Below are 17738 nucleotides of genomic sequence, written 5' to 3'. Positions count from 1 at the left end.
CTACGCTGGTGTCGCGGCACCATCCATGGCATCTCGAACCCGCAAGGAGCCGACCGCATGAGTACCGAACGTCACGCCCCCCTGGCCCTGGAGGCCGTCATCTTCGACTGGGCCGGGACCCTGGTCGACTTTGGCTCCTTCGCCCCGACCCAGGTGTTTGTCGAGGTGTTCGCCGAGATCGGTGTGGCCGTAAGCCTCGACGAAGCCCGTGGCCCCATGGGCATGAGCAAGTGGGATCATATCCGCGCCCTGTGCGATCTGCCCGACATCGCCGAGCGTTTTCGCCAGGCCTGTGGCCACTCGCCGAGCGACGAGGACGTCGACGTGCTCTATCGGCGGTTCATGCCGTTGCAGGTGGCCAAGGTGGCCGAGCATTCCGCGCCGATTCCTGGCGCCCGGGAATGTCTCGCGGGGCTGCGGGGCAGAGGACTCAAGATCGGTTCCTGCTCCGGCTATCCCGCCGAGGTGCTGGCGCCGGTGCGCCGTGCGGCGCGCCAGGCGGGGCTCGAGGTGGACCACGCCGTCGCCGGTGACGAGGTGGTGCGCGGGCGACCCGGGCCGGCTCAGGCGCTGGCCAATGTGGTGGCGCTCGGTATCGGCGATGTGGCGGCTTGCGTCAAGGTCGATGATACCGCTCCCGGCATCGAGGAGGGGCGCGCCGCCGGCATGTGGACGGTGGCGGTGACCGATACCGGCAACGCCATGGGGCTGGGTCTCGAGGGTTACCAAGCGACCCCGCCGGACGCGCTCGAGCGGCGCCGGCGCCACGTAGCCGAGCGACTGAGCGCCTGTCGCCCCCACTACCTGATCGCAAGCGTCGCCGAGCTTGACGGTGTGCTGGATCAGATCGCGGCTCGGCTCGCCCGGGGCGAGCGACCCCAGGCCTCGTGAAGGTCAGCTCGGGGAAAAAACGGACAGGTCGAGTGCGTGGCTGCGTCCCAGCCAGATGACGCCCTGGGTATGGTCGAAGAGGTCGTCGTCGGTGCCCAGATGCACGAAGATGTCCAGCTCGCCCCGATGGATGGCGAGCCAGGGCACGATTTCGCCGAAGGCCTCGGCCGCGAAGGATAGCTGGCAGCTCCAGCGCGGATGCGGCCCCACCGGTTGTTGATGAAAACGCCCCACCTGAACGGCAAAGCGCGACTGGCATTGCTCGGCCAGGGTCCTGGCCTGGGCAAGCCCTTCGGCATCGTCGTAGTAGAGGTGGGCGTGGTAGTAGCGAATCTGCTCGACGTCGGGCATGGGACTCTCCTGGGCGCTCTGCTGATGACGTCGACAAGGATCGCGTCCCTGGCGATGCATGGCAATCGCGGTGTCACGCCCGCCTGCCCACCAGCGTTACATACCAAAGCGGCGGCCCTGGGGCCGCCGCTGTCACTTGCTCCGGCGTCGTCGGTGACGACCTTGCCGGTTCACGCTCAGGGTTCCTGGGTCGTGCCCTGGGGTGGCTCGCCGATAAAGCCCGGCATGGCCGGCGTCGGCGTGCCCTGGCGGGCGATCGCCAGGAACTGCAGGTGGCGTTCGTACTCGCCGAGCACGTCATCGATGACCTGACCCCGGGTGTAGCCATTGAGGTTCTGACCCACGCCGCCTTCGGCCAGATGCACGTCCAGGCGCAGGTAGTAGTCATCGTCCGCCGGCAGGAAGCTCGGCGTGCGCATGCGATGGGGGCGGACCTGGTAGACGAAGCTCTGCATCTCCTCGAAGTCTACCTGCAGGGTCAGCCGCGGCAGCGGTTCGCCCTCGATCTGCTCTTCGCTCAGGGTGGCCGACTGGCCGCGACGCTCGAGCTCCTCGACGAACTGTTTCAGGCCCGGACGCAGGGCGTGCTCCATGGTCGACTCGGCACCGGCGCGGTTGGAGGTGTCCAGCGCCCGATCCAGGCGTTCCTTCCAGTTGCCGCCTTCGCCGCTGGCCGCGACCAGCTTGCGCGCGTCGGCCTTTTCCTTCTCGGTGCGCAGGGCCCGGGCCAGTCCCACCATGATGGCGAACATCACCAGCGAGAACGGCAGGGCGGTGATCACCACCGCGCTTTGCAGGGCGTCGAGGCCGCCGGCCATCAGCAGGGCGATGGTAATCAGGCCGATCACCGCCGCCCAGAAGATGCGCAGGCGGATCGGCGCGTCGTGGTTGACGTCACGCAGAATCGAGGTGAAGTTGGCCAGCACCAGGGCGCCGGAGTCCGCCGAGGTGACGAAGAATACCACTCCGAGCAGGGTGACCACCGAGGCGGTGACGCCGATGTAGGGGTACTGCTCGAGGAAGGTGTAGATGGTGGTCTGGGGAGTGGCCAGCGCCTGCTCGCCGAGCACCGCCAGGCCGTCATTGGCGACCATGTCGATACCGGCGTTACCGAAGATCGACATCCACGCCATCATGAAGCCCAGCGGAATCAGCAGGGCGCCAAGGGCGAACTGACGAATGGTGCGCCCGCGCGAGATGCGCGCCAGAAACAGCCCGACGAAGGGTGTCCAGGCGATCCACCAGCCCCAGAAGAAGATGGTCCACCAGCCTTTCCACTGCTGGGCGTCGCTGCCGGCGAAGGCGTAGGTGTCGAAGCTCTTGCCGACGAAGCCACTGAAGTAGTCGCCGACGTTGAGCACCAGGGCGTTGAGCAGCGCCAGGGTGTCACCCTGGAACAGCACGAACAGCAGCAGGGCGGCGGCCAGCAGCATATTGAACTCGGACAGCCGGCGAATGCCCTTCTCGACGCCGGTGACCACCGAGATGGTCGCCAGGATCACCACCAGCACGATCAACACCACCTGGGTCGACAGGCTTTCGGGTACGCCGAACATGAAGCTCAGGCCGTAGTTGAGCTGGATGACGCCGATACCGAGGCTGGTGGCGATGCCGAACACGGTGGAGATCACCGCGGTGATATCGACGGCATTGCCGATGGGGCCGTAGATGCGCTTGCCCAACAGCGGATAGAGGGCGCTGCGGATGGCCAGCGGCAGGCGATGGCGATAGCTGAAGTAGGCCAGGGCCATGCCCATCAGCACGTACATGCCCCAGCCGGTCAGGCCCCAGTGGAGGAAGGTCTGGGGCACCGCCTGCCTAAGGGCGGCGGCGCTTTCCGGGGCCATGTCCGGGGGCGTCAGATAGTGCGACAGCGGCTCGGCCACGCAGAAGAACAGAAGGTCGATGCCGATGCCTGCGGCGAACAGCATCGAGGCCCATGACAGCAGCGAGAACTCCGGGCGCGAGTGGTCCGGGCCGAGGCGAATGTTGCCGACCCGGGACAGGCTGATGACCAGCACGAACACCAGATAGGCCACGGCGGCCAGCATGTAGTACCAGCCGAAGGTGTCGTTGACCCAGGCAAGACCGCTGTCGAACAGGGCACCGGCCCGTTCGGTGAAGGTCATGGTGAAGAACAGAAAGACCACGATGCCGGCTACCGCGCCGTGAAAGACGACGGGGTTGAGGCGATCGCGGGAGGCGCTCTCGTGATGTGACATGCACGTGCTCCCTCGAGGATGAAGTGAGACAGAGCCTGCCCGGCGAGGCTATCGCCGTTCTCCACGATGCCATCCTGGCATCCTGATGCTGCTTCCGTGAGCGTTACGCCATTTTGTTAATTGACCGACCAATTAACAAAATGATGATGGCGGAGTGGCCGAGTCGTGGCTCGGTACCTGTTGGCGGCTCTTGCGAAGGGTCTGGGCGACCCACCGCGGCCAGGGGCGCGCGGTTATTTTATTGATTGAACGTTCAATAAAATACAGAGATGGGGAGCATCTTTCAACCCGAGGGGGAGAAACGGCGGGCAGGGGGCGCACGAAAACGCCATGCCCGAGGCTCGGACATGGCGCGTTGGTACGGGGCTTTCTGGTCTCCCGGGTCGGCGCCTATGGCCGAACCGAGGGCGTCAATATCAGGCCTCGGGGGCGTGATGCTTGTCGGGACCATGAGCGCGGTGCTCACCCGGACCACCGCGCGGGTGGTCGCCGTGGCCCGGCATCATGGTGTGCTTCAGTTCACGCAGCTGGCGCTCGTCGAGGATCTCGGCCAGCTGGTCACGGGTGGAGGACATCAGTTCGCGCCAGGCGTCATGACGGGCTTCGGGGTTCTCGAACTCCTGGGCCTTCAGCGCTTCGGCGCCTTCCTTGAAAGATTCGCGAGCGGCGTTGAACGCTTCGCGCTCGTCGTCGGACAGCTCCCACTTGTCGACCAGGGCGTTGATGCGCTCCTCGCGCAGCTCGTGGCGGGCACGTTCGAGGGCGGCGACACCGTCTTCACCGAGGATTTCCATGCGCTGCTCGCGGAAATCGTCGTTGAGTTCCTTGATCTCCTGACGGTGCTCCATGGCGGCCTGCTTCAGGGCTTCGCGGGTCTCGGCGTCGATGCCGGCGCGGTCAAACAGCTCGGCGCGCATCTCGCCCCCTTCGTGGCGCGGGCCTTCGGGGCGGTCGGGCGAGGCCGTCGCGGTCATGGCGACCGGCAGCAGGGCGGCAGAGACAGCGGCGGACAGCAGGGCCTTGCGGGCAAATGTCATTTTCATGGGTCGACTTCCTTCAGCGTTGATGCCTCGTCACAGGACGTGGCGTTATGGCGGGCGATGCCCTTGTTGACGTGATCCATCTTGACCCTGGCTCGTGCAAGGCTGATGCAGCCAATGTGCAGAGAAGCGGCAAGCGCAGACGAGTTTGTGCAACGCAGGGTTCGAATTTTCGGCGGGGCAGTGGAGCCGAGGCCGAGGAGTCGGCGCCGGTGAAATTTTCTTCAATACCGAAGGGCGTCATCGCGTCAGCCTGGAACGCCATCCTGTGAGGCATGTGTGATGACGTTTTCTCTGGAAGAACTGCTGGCGATCTTTGCCTTCTCGCTGGTGGCCTCGATATCGCCGGGCCCGGTCAACCTGCTGATCCTGTCCACCGGCGTGGGTCACGGCTGGCGCCGAGCGATGCCCCTGGTGGTGGGTGCCAGCGGCGGTTTTACCCTGCTGCTGGGCCTGCTCGCCGCGGGGCTCGGGAGTGTCTGGCTGGCGCTGCCCGGGCTTCAGTGGCTGGTGCGGCTGGCGGGCCTGAGCTTTGTGGCCTGCCTGGCCTGGCGCCTGTTGACGGACGCAGGCGACTGGGGCACGGACCAGCGGCGCGAACCGCCGGGGCCCGCCACCGGCGCGCTGATGCAGTGGCTCAACCCCAAGGCCTGGATCGCCTCGTTGGCAGGGCTGGGACTGTTCACGGCGGGACGGGAAAGCGTCGATATCGCGCTTTTCACCCTGGTCTGGGGCAGCGTCTGTCTGGCGAGCGCCATCGGCTGGGCGTGGCTTGGTGGACACGCCCGGGGCTGGCTGTCGTGCGAGGCAAGACGGCGGGTCCTCCAGCGCCTGCTGGCGGCCTTGCTGATTTTTAGTGGCGCGCTGATGCTGCTGTGAGGCAGCTTGCGGGCACCGGTCCGACGGTCAGGCGCGCTGCTTAAGGTGCTGAATCTGACCCTTCAACGGGCCTGGCATCTGACCCTGCATCTGATCCTGCATATGACTCTGGATATAGTGCCCCGGAGTGGTGGCCAGCAGCTTCTTGAAGGTGCGTTGCAGGTGCGCCTGGTCGGCGAAGCCGCAGTCGTTGGCGACCGCAGCGATGGGATCGCCCCGTCGCAGTCGTTGCCTGGCGTGACGCACGCGCAGGTCGATCAGCGCCGCATGGGGCGTGGTGGCATAGTGACGTCGAAAGCCCGAAATCAGGCTGGTGGCGCGGCACTCGGCGGCGGCGCAGAGGTCGTCCAGGCGCAGCTCTTGCTGCCAGTCGTCGTGAAGACGCTCCCAGGCGCGCACCAGTCGCTCGGGAGGCGCGCCGTGTTCTGCCTCGCCTTGCGCCGGCAGGTCGAGCAGGCCTGTCAGGCGCTCGGCGAGCCGCTCAAGCACGGTCTCGCGCTCAAGCAGGCTGGCATCCCCATCGGCAAGGGCGTCGGTGGCGACGCGAATGACTTGGTGAAGGGCGGCGTCTTGCGTCGTCAGTGCCGAGAACACCGCACCGTCATCGCCGTCGAGGCCGCAGCGCTCGGTCAGCCAGGCGCTGTCCAGGTAGAGCATGTCGTAGCCCCAGTCTCGCTCGCTCAAGGCGTTGCAGGCGTGGACGTCGCCGGGGTTGATCAGCACCACGTCTCCCTGGCGCACCTCTAGGGTACGGTGGCGGTTGAGGAAGCTCGAGTGGCCCTGGGCGATCGCGCCCAGCGAGTGGGTGTCGTGGCTGTGGGGCGCGTGGCTTAGCCGGTGCCCGCCCCTGACTCGGCGCGCCTCGACCTGGGGCATCCGCGGGTCGCGCAGATAGCGGGAAAAGCTGGCAGCGATCCTGGGGGGCATGACGGTCTTCCTGGCAAGACGCCGTGGCTGCGTCGAGGTCTTCACTCTCGTCCATCCTGGGATGCCAGGCAAGAGACGCCTGCGCTGGATCAAGGGAGAGGGGAGTTTGTCAGGCATTTTTGGCGTCACAACCCTTGGCGAGGCCAAAGCCTGATAGCCGTCAACGAGGCCCGCGGGGGGCATTGTTAAGGTCTGTCATCTTTTTTCAAGGCGCGCTGTCAATTCGACGAACGGTCAAGGGGACTTGGCTCGGCGTCGGACAGCAGCGTCACCTCAGACATCGAGATCCTCATGACAGACACCGTGACGTCCACCCGGGAGGCCGGCGAGGCCCCCAGCTATCGCGAGATGCACCGCGATGCCAGCGAATTTGCCAGCCGTTCCGACTACCTCGAGCATGAACTCAAGATCATGCGTCCCCGGCGCTATGGTCTTAATCTGATCGGCCGGGACTTCCACTTCGAACTCGAGGACCTGGTACCGGCCATCGCTGGCACCATCGGCATCATCGCCATGTACTCGGCGGTGATGATGTCCTGGGCCAATGGCCTGTCCGCCGCCTGGCCCGATGTCACCCTGGGGCGCGAGTTCGCCATCGCCGTCTCGCGCCTGGAGATGCTGCTGCCGGTCCTGCTGTTCTGCGTGCTGGGCTCAGGTATCTTCAATCCGCGTGCCAACCTGGCCGGCAATCACGGCCCGATGATTCCGCTGATCGCCAGCATGGCCCTTGCCGGTGCCCACCCGCTGGCCCTGGCGCTGTGGATCGGCGCCTTCGGCCTCGGCCTTTCCTGGGTCAAGGGCGGCTCGCGCCTGGTCAACCTGACCTCCCAGGGCACCGCCGGTGGTCTGCTGATCTTTCTCGGCTTTTCCGGCGCCATGAGCCAGATCGGTAGCCTCAAGGCGTGGGGCATGGGGCTCGAGGGCGAGATGGGTTACGTCGCCCTGGTGGTGTTGGCGGTCAATATCCTGCTGTACGCCGTGCTGGCGCGGCTGGGCAAGCGCTGGCTGGCGATTCCCGCCTGCGCGGTCACCGGCCTGGTGGTGGCGCTGGCGCTGGGTGCGGGCTTCGATCTCGAGTTCACCACCGAGACCGGCCTGCCGCCGCTCAGCCCCAGCTACTGGTGGGGCAGCACCGACCACGGCTGGATGCTGGGGCTGCCGAACATGCAGCACTTCATCGCCTCGCTGCCGTTCGCGATCCTGGCGGTTGCCATGTGGTCACCGGACTTTCTCGGTCATCGCATCTTCCAGGAGATGAACTATCCCAAGGGTACCGATCGGGTACTGATGGACGTCGACGACACCATGACGATGTGCTCGCTGCGTCAGGTGATCGGTACCGCCCTCGGCGGTGGCAATATCACCTCGTCCTGGGGCACCTATATGATCCCGGCGGCCATCGCCAAGCGGCCGATTCCCGCCGGCGCCATTTTGCTGGGGCTGTTGACCATCGCCATCGCCATCCTCGGCTTCCCCATGGACGTGGCGGTGTGGCCGCCGGTGATGTGCGTGGCGCTTTTGGTCGGAGTCTTCCTGCCGATGCTCGAGGCCGGCGTGCAGATGATCAAGGAAAGCCGCGACGCCCAGGCCGCCGGCGTTTGCCTGTTCGCCGCGGCGGTCACCAACCCGGTGCTGGCCTGGGCGGTGACCATGCTGCTCGACAACAACGGCTGGATCGGTGATCGCGAACGCGCCACTCGGCTGTCGCTGGCCGACCGCCTGATCATCCCCGCATCGGTGCTGGGGGTGTGTCTGTTCGCCATGCTGGCGGTGGGCATGTTCGAGGGACAGTACGGGATTCCCGCGCTGTTCTAGATAGACAGAAAGCGCAATACGCAAGAGGCCGCCCAAGGGCGGCCTCTTGCGTTATCGGTGAGTCGGTCGAGACACTTCGCCGACCGGCTTGCTTGGTGCTGGCAACTGAATCTTCGGGCCTGCCGTCAGTCGAGGCGAAACAGTTAGAAGGGGCTCTCGATTACGGCCATGGCAGCGTGACAGAGGGCACAACGTGATATATGGCGGCCCCCTGAGTACGGAGCTCGATTCGCCTCTCCACGCAAGTGGCCCTTCCACCGGCAGGAATGGAGAGGCGCGCTCAGCAAGCGATGGCCTGAATGCCTTTTTTCTGGATGACTGCCAGTAGCCTCAGCGCGGGCCCTCCAGGACGCTTCACGCCGCGCTCCCAGTCTGAGACCAGGTTCTTGCTGACGTTGAGGTAGCGAGCGAAGACAGACTGAGAAAGATTTTCGCGCTCGCGCAGCGCTCTGATGGCGTCGGGGGAAATCATTTCTACAGTGGTGAGGCAGCTCTCATCGAAGTCGCGCATCGTTTGCTTGTCGACGGCGCCTACCTCGTGCAGAGCTTCCATGGTTTCATGGATCGCCGCCATCGCTTCGCTACGGTATTTCTTCGCCATCGTCTTCCACCTCCAAAAAATGCCCCTTATGAATCAACTCGACCAGGTGCTCTTCTGACAGCTCGAGGATGTGTTGGGCGGCCCGTTTGAACGCAACCTTTTCCTCGTCGCTGATATTGCTCTGTTGGTCTTGGCGAAGCCGTAAACGAAGAAGGCTCGGTGTGCCTGGCGGTAGAGGATGATCGTGCGGTAGCCGCCTGACTTGCCTTGCCCGGGACGAGCTACCCGCTGCTTGATCACGCCTCCGCCCAGGTCAGCATCGATCAAGCCCCGTTCCGCTCGCTGGATAGCGTCGCGCAGCGCGGCGGCGTCAAGTTTCTGTTTTCTGGTGAAGCGTTCAAACCAGGCGTTCTTGAAGATCCTCACCGGCCGTGTCCTTGCCATTCGTAGTGTACTACATAGTGTGACATCATGCGGCCCGCAGCAACTGTCCTGCCTGCAGCAGGGCGTTGCAGGGCAGTGTCTCCTTTTCGATGCATAAGACGCGGGGCATCAAGCAGAAAAAGAGAAAGGCAGAGCGGCCGGACGATGTCCAGCTGCCGGGGGACGGCTGCCATGACAGGCAGCCCCGAGGATCACTCTTCCGGCTGGTACTTGTAACCGACGCCGTAGACGGAGCGGATGATCTCCCGCTCGGGCCAGATATCGGCGATCTTCTTGCGCAGCTTCTTGATATGGCTGTCCACGGTGCGCTCGGAGACGATGCGGTGGTCGCGGTACATGTGATCCATCAACTGCTCGCGGGCGAAGATTCGACCCGGCGAGTGCATCATCACCTTGAGCAGCTGGAATTCCACCGCGGTGAGGCCAAGGTCCTGACCGTCGGCCAGGGCGCGCCAGCCGCTTTCGTCCAGCACCAGGTCGTGGTTGGCTTCGCTGTCCTGCTGGTGTGCCTGGCTGCGGCGCAGCACAGCCTTGACCCGGGCGACCACCTCGCGCGGGCTGAACGGCTTGCAGATGTAGTCGTCGGCACCCAGTTCGAGGCCCAGCAGGCGGTCGACCTCCTCGACTCGGGCGGTCAGCATCACCACCGCGATATCGGGCCAGCGCTGACGGATCTCGCGGCACAGGGTCAGGCCGTCGGTGCCAGGCAGCATCAGGTCCAGCAGCACCAGGCTGGGGCGTGACTCGGCCTCGCTGAGGTAGCCGACCACCTGGTCGCCGTGGTCGATATGGTGGGTGGCGTAGCCGCTACCCTCCAGGTAGTCCGCCACCAGACGGGCGATCTTGGGTTCGTCTTCGACGATCAGGATGTCGTCGAGACTGGCGTCGGTGTCGTTCATTCATCGTCCTCGTGCTGCTGATGGTCCGGCAGGGCCGGAAAACGCAGGGTCCAGCATAACCCGCCAAGCTCGGAAGGGGAGGGGCGCATGTCGGTGTCGTGGGCGCGGGCCAGGGCGGTGGCGATGGACAGCCCCAGGCCGCTGCCGCCGCTTGAGCGGTTGCGCGAGCCTTCCACCCGGTAGAGGCGTTCGGTCAGCCGCGGCAGTTCGTTGACCGGTACCCCGGGGGCGCTGTCTTCCCAGCGCAGCACCCAGTCGTCGGCCTCACGCCGCAGCGATACCTTGAGTCGCCCCGGCGCCTGGGTGTAGGCGCAGGTATTGTCAATCAGGTTGTTCCATAGCTGGCGCAGGCGCTGCAGGTCGCCGCGAATCCACGCCGGGCCCTGAATATCGTGCTCGAGGGTCAGGCCATGATCGGCAAGCCAGCCCTCGGCTTCGTCCAGCCGGGTGGCCAGTTGCTCGCCCAGGTCCAGCGGTGCGAGCTGGACTTCCAGTGCGCCGGCGTCGCTCTGGGACAGCAGGCGCAGGTCGGCGACCAGGCGCTCTAGCTGGCCGACCTCCTGGGACAGCGAGCGCAGGTTGTCCTGGTCGAGGGCGCGAATGCCGTCCTGCATCGCTTCGATCTCGCCGCGCAGCACCGCCAGTGGGGTACGCAGCTCATGGGCGATGTCGGAAACCCAGCGGGTACGTGCCTCGCGGCTGGCTTCCAGGGTTTCCGCCAGCACATTGAAGTCGTGGGACAGGCTGGACAGCTCGTCGCGACCGCGCTCCGGCAGGCGGATGCTGTAGTCGCCCTCGGTCAGCCGGCGGGTGGCCATTGCCATGCCGCGGGCGCGTCGGCCCATCCACCAGGACAGGGCGGCGGCCAGCAGCAGCGAGGTCAGCGCCAGGGCGATGACGATGATGGTCAGGTTGCGTTGCTGCTGGGCCAGAAACAGCCGGTCCATGCGTGCCATTAACTGCTCCGGCGGGCGATAGCCCAGGGTGCCGACCTGGCGGCCCGCGCTCATCACCGGCAGCCAGCGCAGCTCGGCGGCCATGTCGTCCTTGTCCGGGGGCAGGCCGATCACCGGCAGGCCGCTTTCGTCATGGAGCACGAAGTCCCTGGGGTCGCCCAGGTCGCCTTCGATGCTCATCGGCGGCAGGTTGTCGCCGGGCCAAAGCTGGCGGCGTACCAGGTGGTGCCAGGCGCGCGGCGACTGGCGCAGCCACTGCCAGTTCTGGCGTCGCGCCCAGGCCTCGCCGAGGCCTTCCGCCAGGGTCTCGGCGCGCTGGGTCTGGGAGCGGTCGAGGTACTCGATGAAGCCCTGGTCGAGGCTGCGCGAAATCGCCACGAACACCAGCCCGGCGATGGCCACATTGACCACCAGGATGATGACGAAGAGCTTCAGACCCAGACGTGAGAAGGCCGGGCGAAACAGGCGTTTCGCGGACATGCGACGATTCCTTGACCGAAATGGCGAAAAAGATGAACACAGCATGCCATCGTCGGCGCCAAAAAGGCGCCAATAACGGTGAAACCTTTGTGCAGCCTTCGCCGACGGATGAGTCGAGCGTTCACCTCAGTCCGTAGCGGTCATACCGTCAGGGACAGCTTTCCCCGATCAGCAGTCGCGTTCCCAATAGGCGGTTCTCGGCGGGTTCCAGACCCAGCACCATGCGCGCGGCGACGCGCCCCTTCTCGATGCTGTCCTGGCGCACGGTGGTCAGTCGTGGGGCTCGGTACTGGCCTTCTTCGATACCGTCGAAGCCGGTCAGGCGCAGGTCCTCGGGGACGCGGATGCCACGCTGTTCGGCCAGGGTCAGGACGGTCAGGGCGATGCGGTCGGACATGCACAAAAGCAGATCCGGGCGCTGTTCTGCAGGCAGGTCGAGGATCTCCTCGATCACCGTGGCGCAGACCGCGTGGGTGTTCTCGTCGATGTTCCACACCGGGACGCTGGTGGGGTCGATGTCGTGTTCGTCCAGGGCGCGGTGGAAACCGTCCAGGCGCGAGCGGGTGATGGTGCGATGGGCATCGAGACAGCGATGCTCGGCACTCACCGGGCCATTATAGGATTCATCGATCAAGCGCAGGCTGAGGATGCCGACCCGCCGTGGACGTTTTTTCAGTGCGTGGCAGGCGATGGCGTGGCAGGCCGGTTCGTTGTCGATATGGACGGTGGGGCGGGCATCGATATGGAAATCCACCCCGACCAGTGGACGCTGGGCCGGCAGCTCGTTGATCAGCCGATCCCCGGGCATCAGACCATAGACGACAAAGCCGTCGGCCATGCTGGCGGAGCCCGGGTGACAGAGTGCGTCGGCGTGACGGGGAGATTCGGGCTGACGTCCCGACAGCAGCAGCAGGGTGTGCCCGTGGGCGTCGAGCACCTCGGTGATGCCGGTCAGAAGCTCGCTTGAAACCGCGTCGTTGAGGCTGTAGGTCAGGGTCTCTGCCAGCACCACCGCGACGATGCGGGACTGCCCGGTACGCAGGCTGCGGGCCCTGGCGTCGGGGCCGCGGTAGCCCAGGCGTCGGGCCTCCTCGAGGATGTGCTCGCGCAGGGCGCGAGACAACTGATCGGGGCGATTGAAGGCGTTGGAGACGGTGGCCGTAGAGACCCCAAGTCGCTGGGCCAGATTCTTCAGGGTGATGGGGCGGTCCTCAGGATTCACCACGGGCTTGTCTTCCTTGCTGCGTGCACTCGACAGCATAAAGCGCTGGGCCACCGGGCGTCACGGCTTGGCAGCACCACCGGGCATCTTATTCCAGCATCACAGCGCTACCATAAAGCGCTGAATGAGTGGTTGTTGCGACCCGGCATCATAGTGCTTCCATAAAGCGCTGAATGAGTGGTTGTCGTGATCCGGCATCATAGGGCGACCAGAAACAAAATGAGTGGTGGTGACAGCAGCGACAGGATAAAGCCGCTGACCACGGCGATGGGCACGCAGCGCACGCCACCGTGCTGCTGGATCACCGGCAGGGTGAAGTCCATCGAGGTGGCACCGCCATAACCGATCGCCAGGGGTGCGTAGCGTCGCATGACCAGCGGAATCAGCACGAAGGCCAGCAGTTCCCGGGTCAGGTCGTTGAAGAAGGCGACGCCGCCCAGGGCCGGCCCCAGGTGTTCGCCGATCAGAATGCCGGACAGCGAATACCAGCCGAAGCCCGAGGCCATGGCCAGGCCCTCGTTCCAGGCGAGCCCGAGCATCGGCGCCGCGGCCAGCCCCCCGGCCAGCGAGCTTGCCGCCAGGGTCACGGCGATGAACAGGCCATGACGATTGAGCAGGATCTGTTTGAGCGGCATGCCGGAGTTGCGCAGCTGGCAGCCGATCAGCGCCAGCAGTACGTAGAGCACCCATTCTGCCAGGTGTTCCGCCAGCTCGAAGGGCGTCGTTCCCCAGCGTCCCACCAGCATCAGCCCGATGACCAGTCCGGCGATCACCACCCCGACCAGTGACAACGAACCCGCCATGGCCGCCAGCTTGCTGGTCGGGGCGCCGTCGATCACGCGTTTTTCGCCAAGGTCCAGGCGCAGTCGACGCGACAGCCACCACAGGGCGGCCAGGTTGAAGGCCGAGATGACCACGAACAGCAACAGCGCCTGACCGCCCATGCGCGACAGCTGCGTGCCCAGGTCGGGCAGGCCCGCCAGGCTCACCCCCATCAACAGCAGGATCAGGTAGATCGATGCGCTGACGCCGCGATTGATCCAGGCCATGACGCTTGCGCGGCGTACCGGTACCAGATAGCCCAGCACCAGCGGCAGCAGCACGATCAACAGACCGGTGAACATGAACGAACTTCCTTGCTCGATGGAGGCGGTGCGTGTCGGTCAGGCACCGCATCGATGAATTGCTGCGCTCGTGAGCCCGTCCGTCGAGGATGAGCAGGACAAATCGGTGGTCAACGGCGCGACCAAAAGCGAAATACTCTATGCAAGTTTCACAAGGGAGAAAAGACGACCAAAGCGTCAGTGGTCGGCAAGATCGGCGCCTTACCCCGGACGCCGACAAGGCATCCTGGCAACGAGCCGCCGGCCTCGGCGGGGCGGAAGGCCGGATGGTGGTGAGGCAGGGCGGCTGAACGAGCGCCTGACCAAGCGCGCAAAAAGGCGCCCGAGGAAGGGAGAGACGGAGCAGCTTCAGTTGTTGGAAGTGGCCAAGGAGGTCAGGCTCAGCCGACTGACCCGCTCGCCGCGTTTGATGTAGTCCACTCCCAGCAGCAGGCCGGGCAGGTCCGGGTGGAAGGCCACGACCATGTGGCGGTCGTCCTTGCCGGGCTCGACCAGGCGGACCCGCAGGGCGTCCACCATGCGCCCGTTCACGTCGATGGCGGCGGTGGGCAGAGGGCTTGCGACCAGGGTCTCGATGTCGCCCTTGTGATCGAGATAGTGAATCTCGCAGCCGCTGGCGCAGCGCTCTCGCTGGACGCTACGTGACAGATCCACCAGTGCGGTCTGACGGTCGGGGTGACGCTGAAGCTGACGGTTGTCCAGTCGGTAGCTCTTGCCGATGCCCAGCAGACGATAGCCACTGGAATAGCCCAGCGCACGCAAGCCGTCGCCGTTCTCGGCGAAGCGCGCGGTTTCCTGACCTTCGGCGATGGCCACCTGGGCGCGCATGTCGCTGCGCCAGTGATCGCCTTCGCGGTACACCCGATGATGCACGGTGGCATCGGGCCAGCCATCCACCGACAGGTGGTAGCGGGCATCGAAGCTGGCCATCGATGCGGCTTGTGCCGCAAACGGCAGCAAGAACAGTAGCCATAGCAGCCCCGCCGCGAGGCGCGGGCGAAGAGACGGCGAGCGGTAGGCGATGGAGTTGCTGGGCATAGTAGCGTCCGCTGCTTGAGTGGCATATGGAAACGAGCTGTCACCTTGGGAGGCCGGTGCGCCCTGAAGGTTCCCCGGCGGGCTGGCAGAAGCACGGTCCAGTGGTTACGCTGCATTACAGCATGGTCGCCATCATGACCCTGCGCCGCCCCTCAATGACCAAGGAGTTTGCCACATGGCACGTTTGCTGCTGCTCGCGGGAGATTTTGTCGAGGACTACGAAATCATGGTGCCCTTCCAGGCGCTGCAGGCCATGGGGCATCGTGTCGATGCGGTGTGCCCCGACAAGAAGGAAGGCGACAAGGTCAAGACCGCCATCCATGACTTCGAGGGCGACCAGACCTACACCGAAAAGGCCGGGCATCTGTTCGCGCTCAACGAGACCTTCGCCGACATCACCCTGGCCGACTACGACGCCCTGGTCATCCCCGGTGGGCGAGCGCCGGAGTACCTGCGCCTGGACGAGCGCGTGCTGGAAGTGGTGCGCCACTTCGTCGACAGCGAGAAGCCGGTGGCCGCTGTCTGCCACGGCGCCCAGCTTCTGGCGGCGGCGGTGTCACTGTCTGGACATCGTATCTCGGCCTATCCCGCCTGCGCCCCCGAGGTACGCCTGGCGGGTGGCGAATTCGTCGACATCGAAGTGACCGACGCCATCACCTGCGGCAAGTTCGTGACCGCGCCGGCCTGGCCCGCGCACCCGGAGTGGCTGCGCCAGCTCAACGAATTGCTGTAGGCCCGCCAGTCCGGCCCCTTCTGGCCTGGGTACAGGCCCAGGCCAGGAGTGAGTCCAGTCCCCCTGGAAACCTGGCCGCTGGGCTCTTGGCAGAAAGCCACTTGACGACGACTAGACGACTGGTCTAGTGTCTGGGGCATGACAACCAAGGCTCCTACACGTGACCTGTTGATACAGGTCGGCATGAACACCTTTGCCGAGCACGGCTATACGGCGACGGGCATCAATACGGTGCTCAAGGCTGCTGGCGTGCCCAAGGGTTCCTTCTACCACTACTTCTCCAGCAAGGAGGCCTTCGGCCTTGCCGTGGTCGAGGTGTTCGCCGAAGACTACGACGAGCGCTTCCAGGCGCTGCTGGTGAATTCCCACGACGCCCCCGTTGCGCGCCTGCGCCACTATTTTGAAGACGTGCGCCAGGCGATGGCCGAGTGCGGCCACACCCGGGGTTGCCTGATCGGTACCCTCGGCCAGGAAATGTCATCCCAGAGCGATTGCCTGCGCGATGCCCTGGACGCCATCTTCAAGCGCTGGGAAGGCTACTTCACCAGCTGCCTCAAGGAAGGCCAGGCCGACGGCAGCGTGCGTGACGACATCACGCCCCAGGCCATGGCGGCCTTTATTCTGGCGGGCTGGCAGGGGGCTCTGCTGCGCTCCAAGATGGCCAGAACCTGTGAGCCACTGACCGAATTCGAGAATACGTTACTGGCCTGTATCAAACGCTAACGCATCGAGGTGAAGGCGTGGCAGGGTGGGTCCTCTATTCCCCTGCCGTTTTCTTGGCCCTAAGTAATAATAGACTGGTCTATAAAACCCGCTATTTTTGTACAAAACTGCTTGATATGTGATGCATGGGTTGTACGGTGAGGGCTGAACATTCGCTAAAACGTTAGTCGAACACCTTGGGCAGCCGTTGGCGACGAGCCAACGAAGCGCCAGCCACCGTTTAGCCGTGCATCCTCGCTGAGGCCGCAGCGCCTCGTGGTATCAGCTTCACGACAGGAGATTTCCATGAGCGAGCAAGATCCCCTCTTTACCCCGCAGATCCTCGGTGACATCACCCTGCCTAACCGGGTGCTGATGTCGCCGCTGACCCGCTCCCGCGCGGCCCAACCGGGGGACGTGCCCCAGGCGATGAATGTCGAGTACTACCGTCAGCGGGCCGGCGCGGGCCTGATCCTGAGCGAGGCCACCCAGATCTCGCCCCAGGGCAAGGGTTACGCCTTTACCCCGGGCATCCATAGCCAGGAGCAGATCGCTGGCTGGCGCCGTGTCACCGACGCCGTGCATGACGCCGGCGGCCGTATGCACGCCCAGCTATGGCATGTGGGAAGAATCTCGCATCCGGAGCTGCAGCCCGGTGGCGTCGACCCGGTGGCGCCCTCGGCGATCAAGCCTGAAGGCGCCAAGACCTTCATCAGCGCCGAGTCCGGCATGGTCGAGGTGCCGACCCCGCGTGCGCTCGACACCGACGAGCTTCCAGGCATCGTCGAGCAGTACCGCCAGGCGGCGATAAACGCTCGCGAAGCCGGCTTCGACGGCGTCGAGGTGCACGCCGCCAACGGCTACCTGCTCGATCAGTTCATTAAGTCCGACAGCAACGCGCGCACCGATGCCTACGGTGGCAGCCTGGAAAACCGCCTGCGACTGCCTCTCGAAGTGGTGCGTGCGGTGGTCGATGTCTGGGGCAAGGGCCGTGTCGGGGTACGCATCAGTCCGACCGGCAGCTTCAACGATGTCCACGACCAGAAGCCTGAGGAGACCTTCCCGGCCTTCGCCGCCGCGCTCGACGAGATCGGCATCGCCTACCTCGAGGTCGTGGAAGATTCCTTCCAGGGCAACCACGAGAACGGTCGCCCCGAGTCGATCATCAGCGCCATCCGCGAGCGCTTCAGCGGTGTCTATATCGCCAATGGCGCTTACACCGCGGAGGAAGCGCGTGAGCGCATCGCCGCCGGCAAGACCGATCTGGTGACCTTCGGGCGCCCCTTCATCGCCAATCCGGACCTGCCGGAGCGCTTCCGTCGCGGAGCAGAGCTCAATGAGCCGGACTACGACACCTTCTACGGCGGCGATGAAAAGGGCTATACCGACTACCCGTTTCTCGAAGATCGCTAGCGCGTGAAGATCGCTGGCGCGATGACAGCCTTTCTCGATGACGGCCAAGCGGTTCGCCGTC

The 17738-nt window shown here is 65.0% G+C and carries 17 protein-coding genes and 1 pseudogene; 7 read left to right on the top strand and 11 right to left on the bottom strand.

Translation table 11 applies throughout. The features are described 5' to 3' along the window. The first annotated feature begins 57 nt into the window (after window positions 1-57). The gene (gene phnX / locus NFI08_RS00170; RefSeq protein ID WP_349586284.1) at window positions 58-891 is read left to right on the top strand and encodes a phosphonoacetaldehyde hydrolase; all 834 of its coding nucleotides are present in this window, start codon (window positions 58-60) and stop codon (window positions 889-891) included. Between the two features lie 3 nt (window positions 892-894). Here phnX and NFI08_RS00165 read toward each other — a convergent pair whose 3' ends face one another. The 3 genes from NFI08_RS00165 to NFI08_RS00155 form a co-directional block, all read right to left on the bottom strand. Next, window positions 895-1242, bottom strand: coding sequence for a DOPA 4,5-dioxygenase family protein (locus NFI08_RS00165; RefSeq protein ID WP_045994072.1), 348 nt, complete (start codon window positions 1240-1242; stop codon window positions 895-897). Window positions 1243-1418: 176 nt separating this feature from the next. Next, window positions 1419-3464, bottom strand: coding sequence for a choline BCCT transporter BetT (gene betT, locus NFI08_RS00160; RefSeq protein ID WP_045994071.1), 2046 nt, complete (start codon window positions 3462-3464; stop codon window positions 1419-1421). Between the two features lie 416 nt (window positions 3465-3880). After that, the gene (locus NFI08_RS00155) at window positions 3881-4507 is read right to left on the bottom strand and encodes a hypothetical protein (RefSeq protein ID WP_045994070.1); all 627 of its coding nucleotides are present in this window, start codon (window positions 4505-4507) and stop codon (window positions 3881-3883) included. 47 nt (window positions 4508-4554) lie between these two features. On the opposite strand from NFI08_RS00155, the gene NFI08_RS00150 reads away from it, so the two are divergent. Next, complete coding sequence (locus NFI08_RS00150) at window positions 4555-4776, top strand: hypothetical protein (RefSeq protein ID WP_349586279.1); 222 nt, start codon at window positions 4555-4557, stop codon at window positions 4774-4776. 10 nt (window positions 4777-4786) lie between these two features. Next, complete coding sequence (locus NFI08_RS00145) at window positions 4787-5383, top strand: LysE family translocator (RefSeq protein ID WP_349586276.1); 597 nt, start codon at window positions 4787-4789, stop codon at window positions 5381-5383. Window positions 5384-5410: 27 nt separating this feature from the next. On the opposite strand, the gene NFI08_RS00140 is transcribed toward NFI08_RS00145, so the two are convergent. Beyond that, a complete protein-coding gene (locus NFI08_RS00140) occupies window positions 5411-6310 on the bottom strand; it encodes a helix-turn-helix transcriptional regulator (RefSeq protein WP_349586273.1) in 900 nt (299 codons plus the stop codon). 291 nt (window positions 6311-6601) lie between these two features. Here NFI08_RS00140 and NFI08_RS00135 point away from each other — a divergent pair, with 291 nt between their 5' ends. Next, window positions 6602-8125: a DUF3360 family protein gene (locus tag NFI08_RS00135; RefSeq protein WP_222515958.1), complete on the top strand. Its 1524-nt coding sequence runs from the start codon at window positions 6602-6604 to the stop codon at window positions 8123-8125. 280 nt (window positions 8126-8405) lie between these two features. On the opposite strand, the gene NFI08_RS00130 is transcribed toward NFI08_RS00135, so the two are convergent. From NFI08_RS00130 to NFI08_RS00100, 7 genes and pseudogenes are all read right to left on the bottom strand, one after another. Next, a complete protein-coding gene (locus tag NFI08_RS00130) occupies window positions 8406-8726 on the bottom strand; it encodes a helix-turn-helix domain-containing protein (protein WP_108132465.1) in 321 nt (106 codons plus the stop codon). Beyond that, a pseudogene (locus tag NFI08_RS00125) lies at window positions 8707-9110 on the bottom strand (type II toxin-antitoxin system RelE/ParE family toxin). The gene NFI08_RS00130 and the pseudogene NFI08_RS00125 overlap by 20 nt, the downstream one beginning before the upstream one ends. A gap of 191 nt (window positions 9111-9301) precedes the next feature. After that, the gene (locus NFI08_RS00120) at window positions 9302-10009 is read right to left on the bottom strand and encodes a response regulator (protein ID WP_045994066.1); all 708 of its coding nucleotides are present in this window, start codon (window positions 10007-10009) and stop codon (window positions 9302-9304) included. Next, window positions 10006-11445 (bottom strand): ATP-binding protein, encoded by a 1440-nt coding sequence (locus NFI08_RS00115; protein ID WP_222515957.1) that lies wholly within the window; start codon window positions 11443-11445, stop codon window positions 10006-10008. Before NFI08_RS00115 ends, NFI08_RS00120 begins: the two co-directional genes overlap by 4 nt. Window positions 11446-11593: 148 nt before the next feature. Next, window positions 11594-12721 (bottom strand): LacI family DNA-binding transcriptional regulator, encoded by a 1128-nt coding sequence (locus NFI08_RS00110; protein WP_231498612.1) that lies wholly within the window; start codon window positions 12719-12721, stop codon window positions 11594-11596. A 143-nt stretch (window positions 12722-12864) separates the two neighbouring features. Beyond that, entirely contained in the window at window positions 12865-13791 is a 927-nt protein-coding gene (locus tag NFI08_RS00105; RefSeq protein ID WP_108132467.1) for a LysO family transporter, read from the bottom strand. Window positions 13792-14139: 348 nt separating this feature from the next. Further along, entirely contained in the window at window positions 14140-14829 is a 690-nt protein-coding gene (locus NFI08_RS00100; RefSeq protein ID WP_108132468.1) for a hypothetical protein, read from the bottom strand. Window positions 14830-15004: 175 nt separating this feature from the next. Between NFI08_RS00100 and NFI08_RS00095 the strand changes: the two genes are divergently transcribed. The 3 genes from NFI08_RS00095 to NFI08_RS00085 all read left to right on the top strand — a co-directional run bounded on the left by NFI08_RS00095 (window position 15005) and on the right by NFI08_RS00085 (window position 17677). Next, window positions 15005-15562, top strand: a complete 558-nt coding sequence (locus NFI08_RS00095; protein ID WP_045992037.1) for a DJ-1/PfpI family protein — start codon at window positions 15005-15007, stop codon at window positions 15560-15562. 138 nt (window positions 15563-15700) lie between these two features. Next, window positions 15701-16285, top strand: coding sequence for a TetR/AcrR family transcriptional regulator (locus NFI08_RS00090; protein WP_108132469.1), 585 nt, complete (start codon window positions 15701-15703; stop codon window positions 16283-16285). Between the two features lie 285 nt (window positions 16286-16570). Further along, entirely contained in the window at window positions 16571-17677 is a 1107-nt protein-coding gene (locus NFI08_RS00085; protein ID WP_349586264.1) for an alkene reductase, read from the top strand. The last annotated feature ends 61 nt before the right edge of the window (window positions 17678-17738 follow it).

Origin of the sequence: Halomonas sp. EF61 (assembly GCF_040147045.1) — a bacterium.
GTDB classification, from domain to species: domain Bacteria; phylum Pseudomonadota; class Gammaproteobacteria; order Pseudomonadales; family Halomonadaceae; genus Halomonas; species Halomonas litopenaei.
This window is presented reverse-complemented; position numbering and strand designations above follow the sequence as displayed.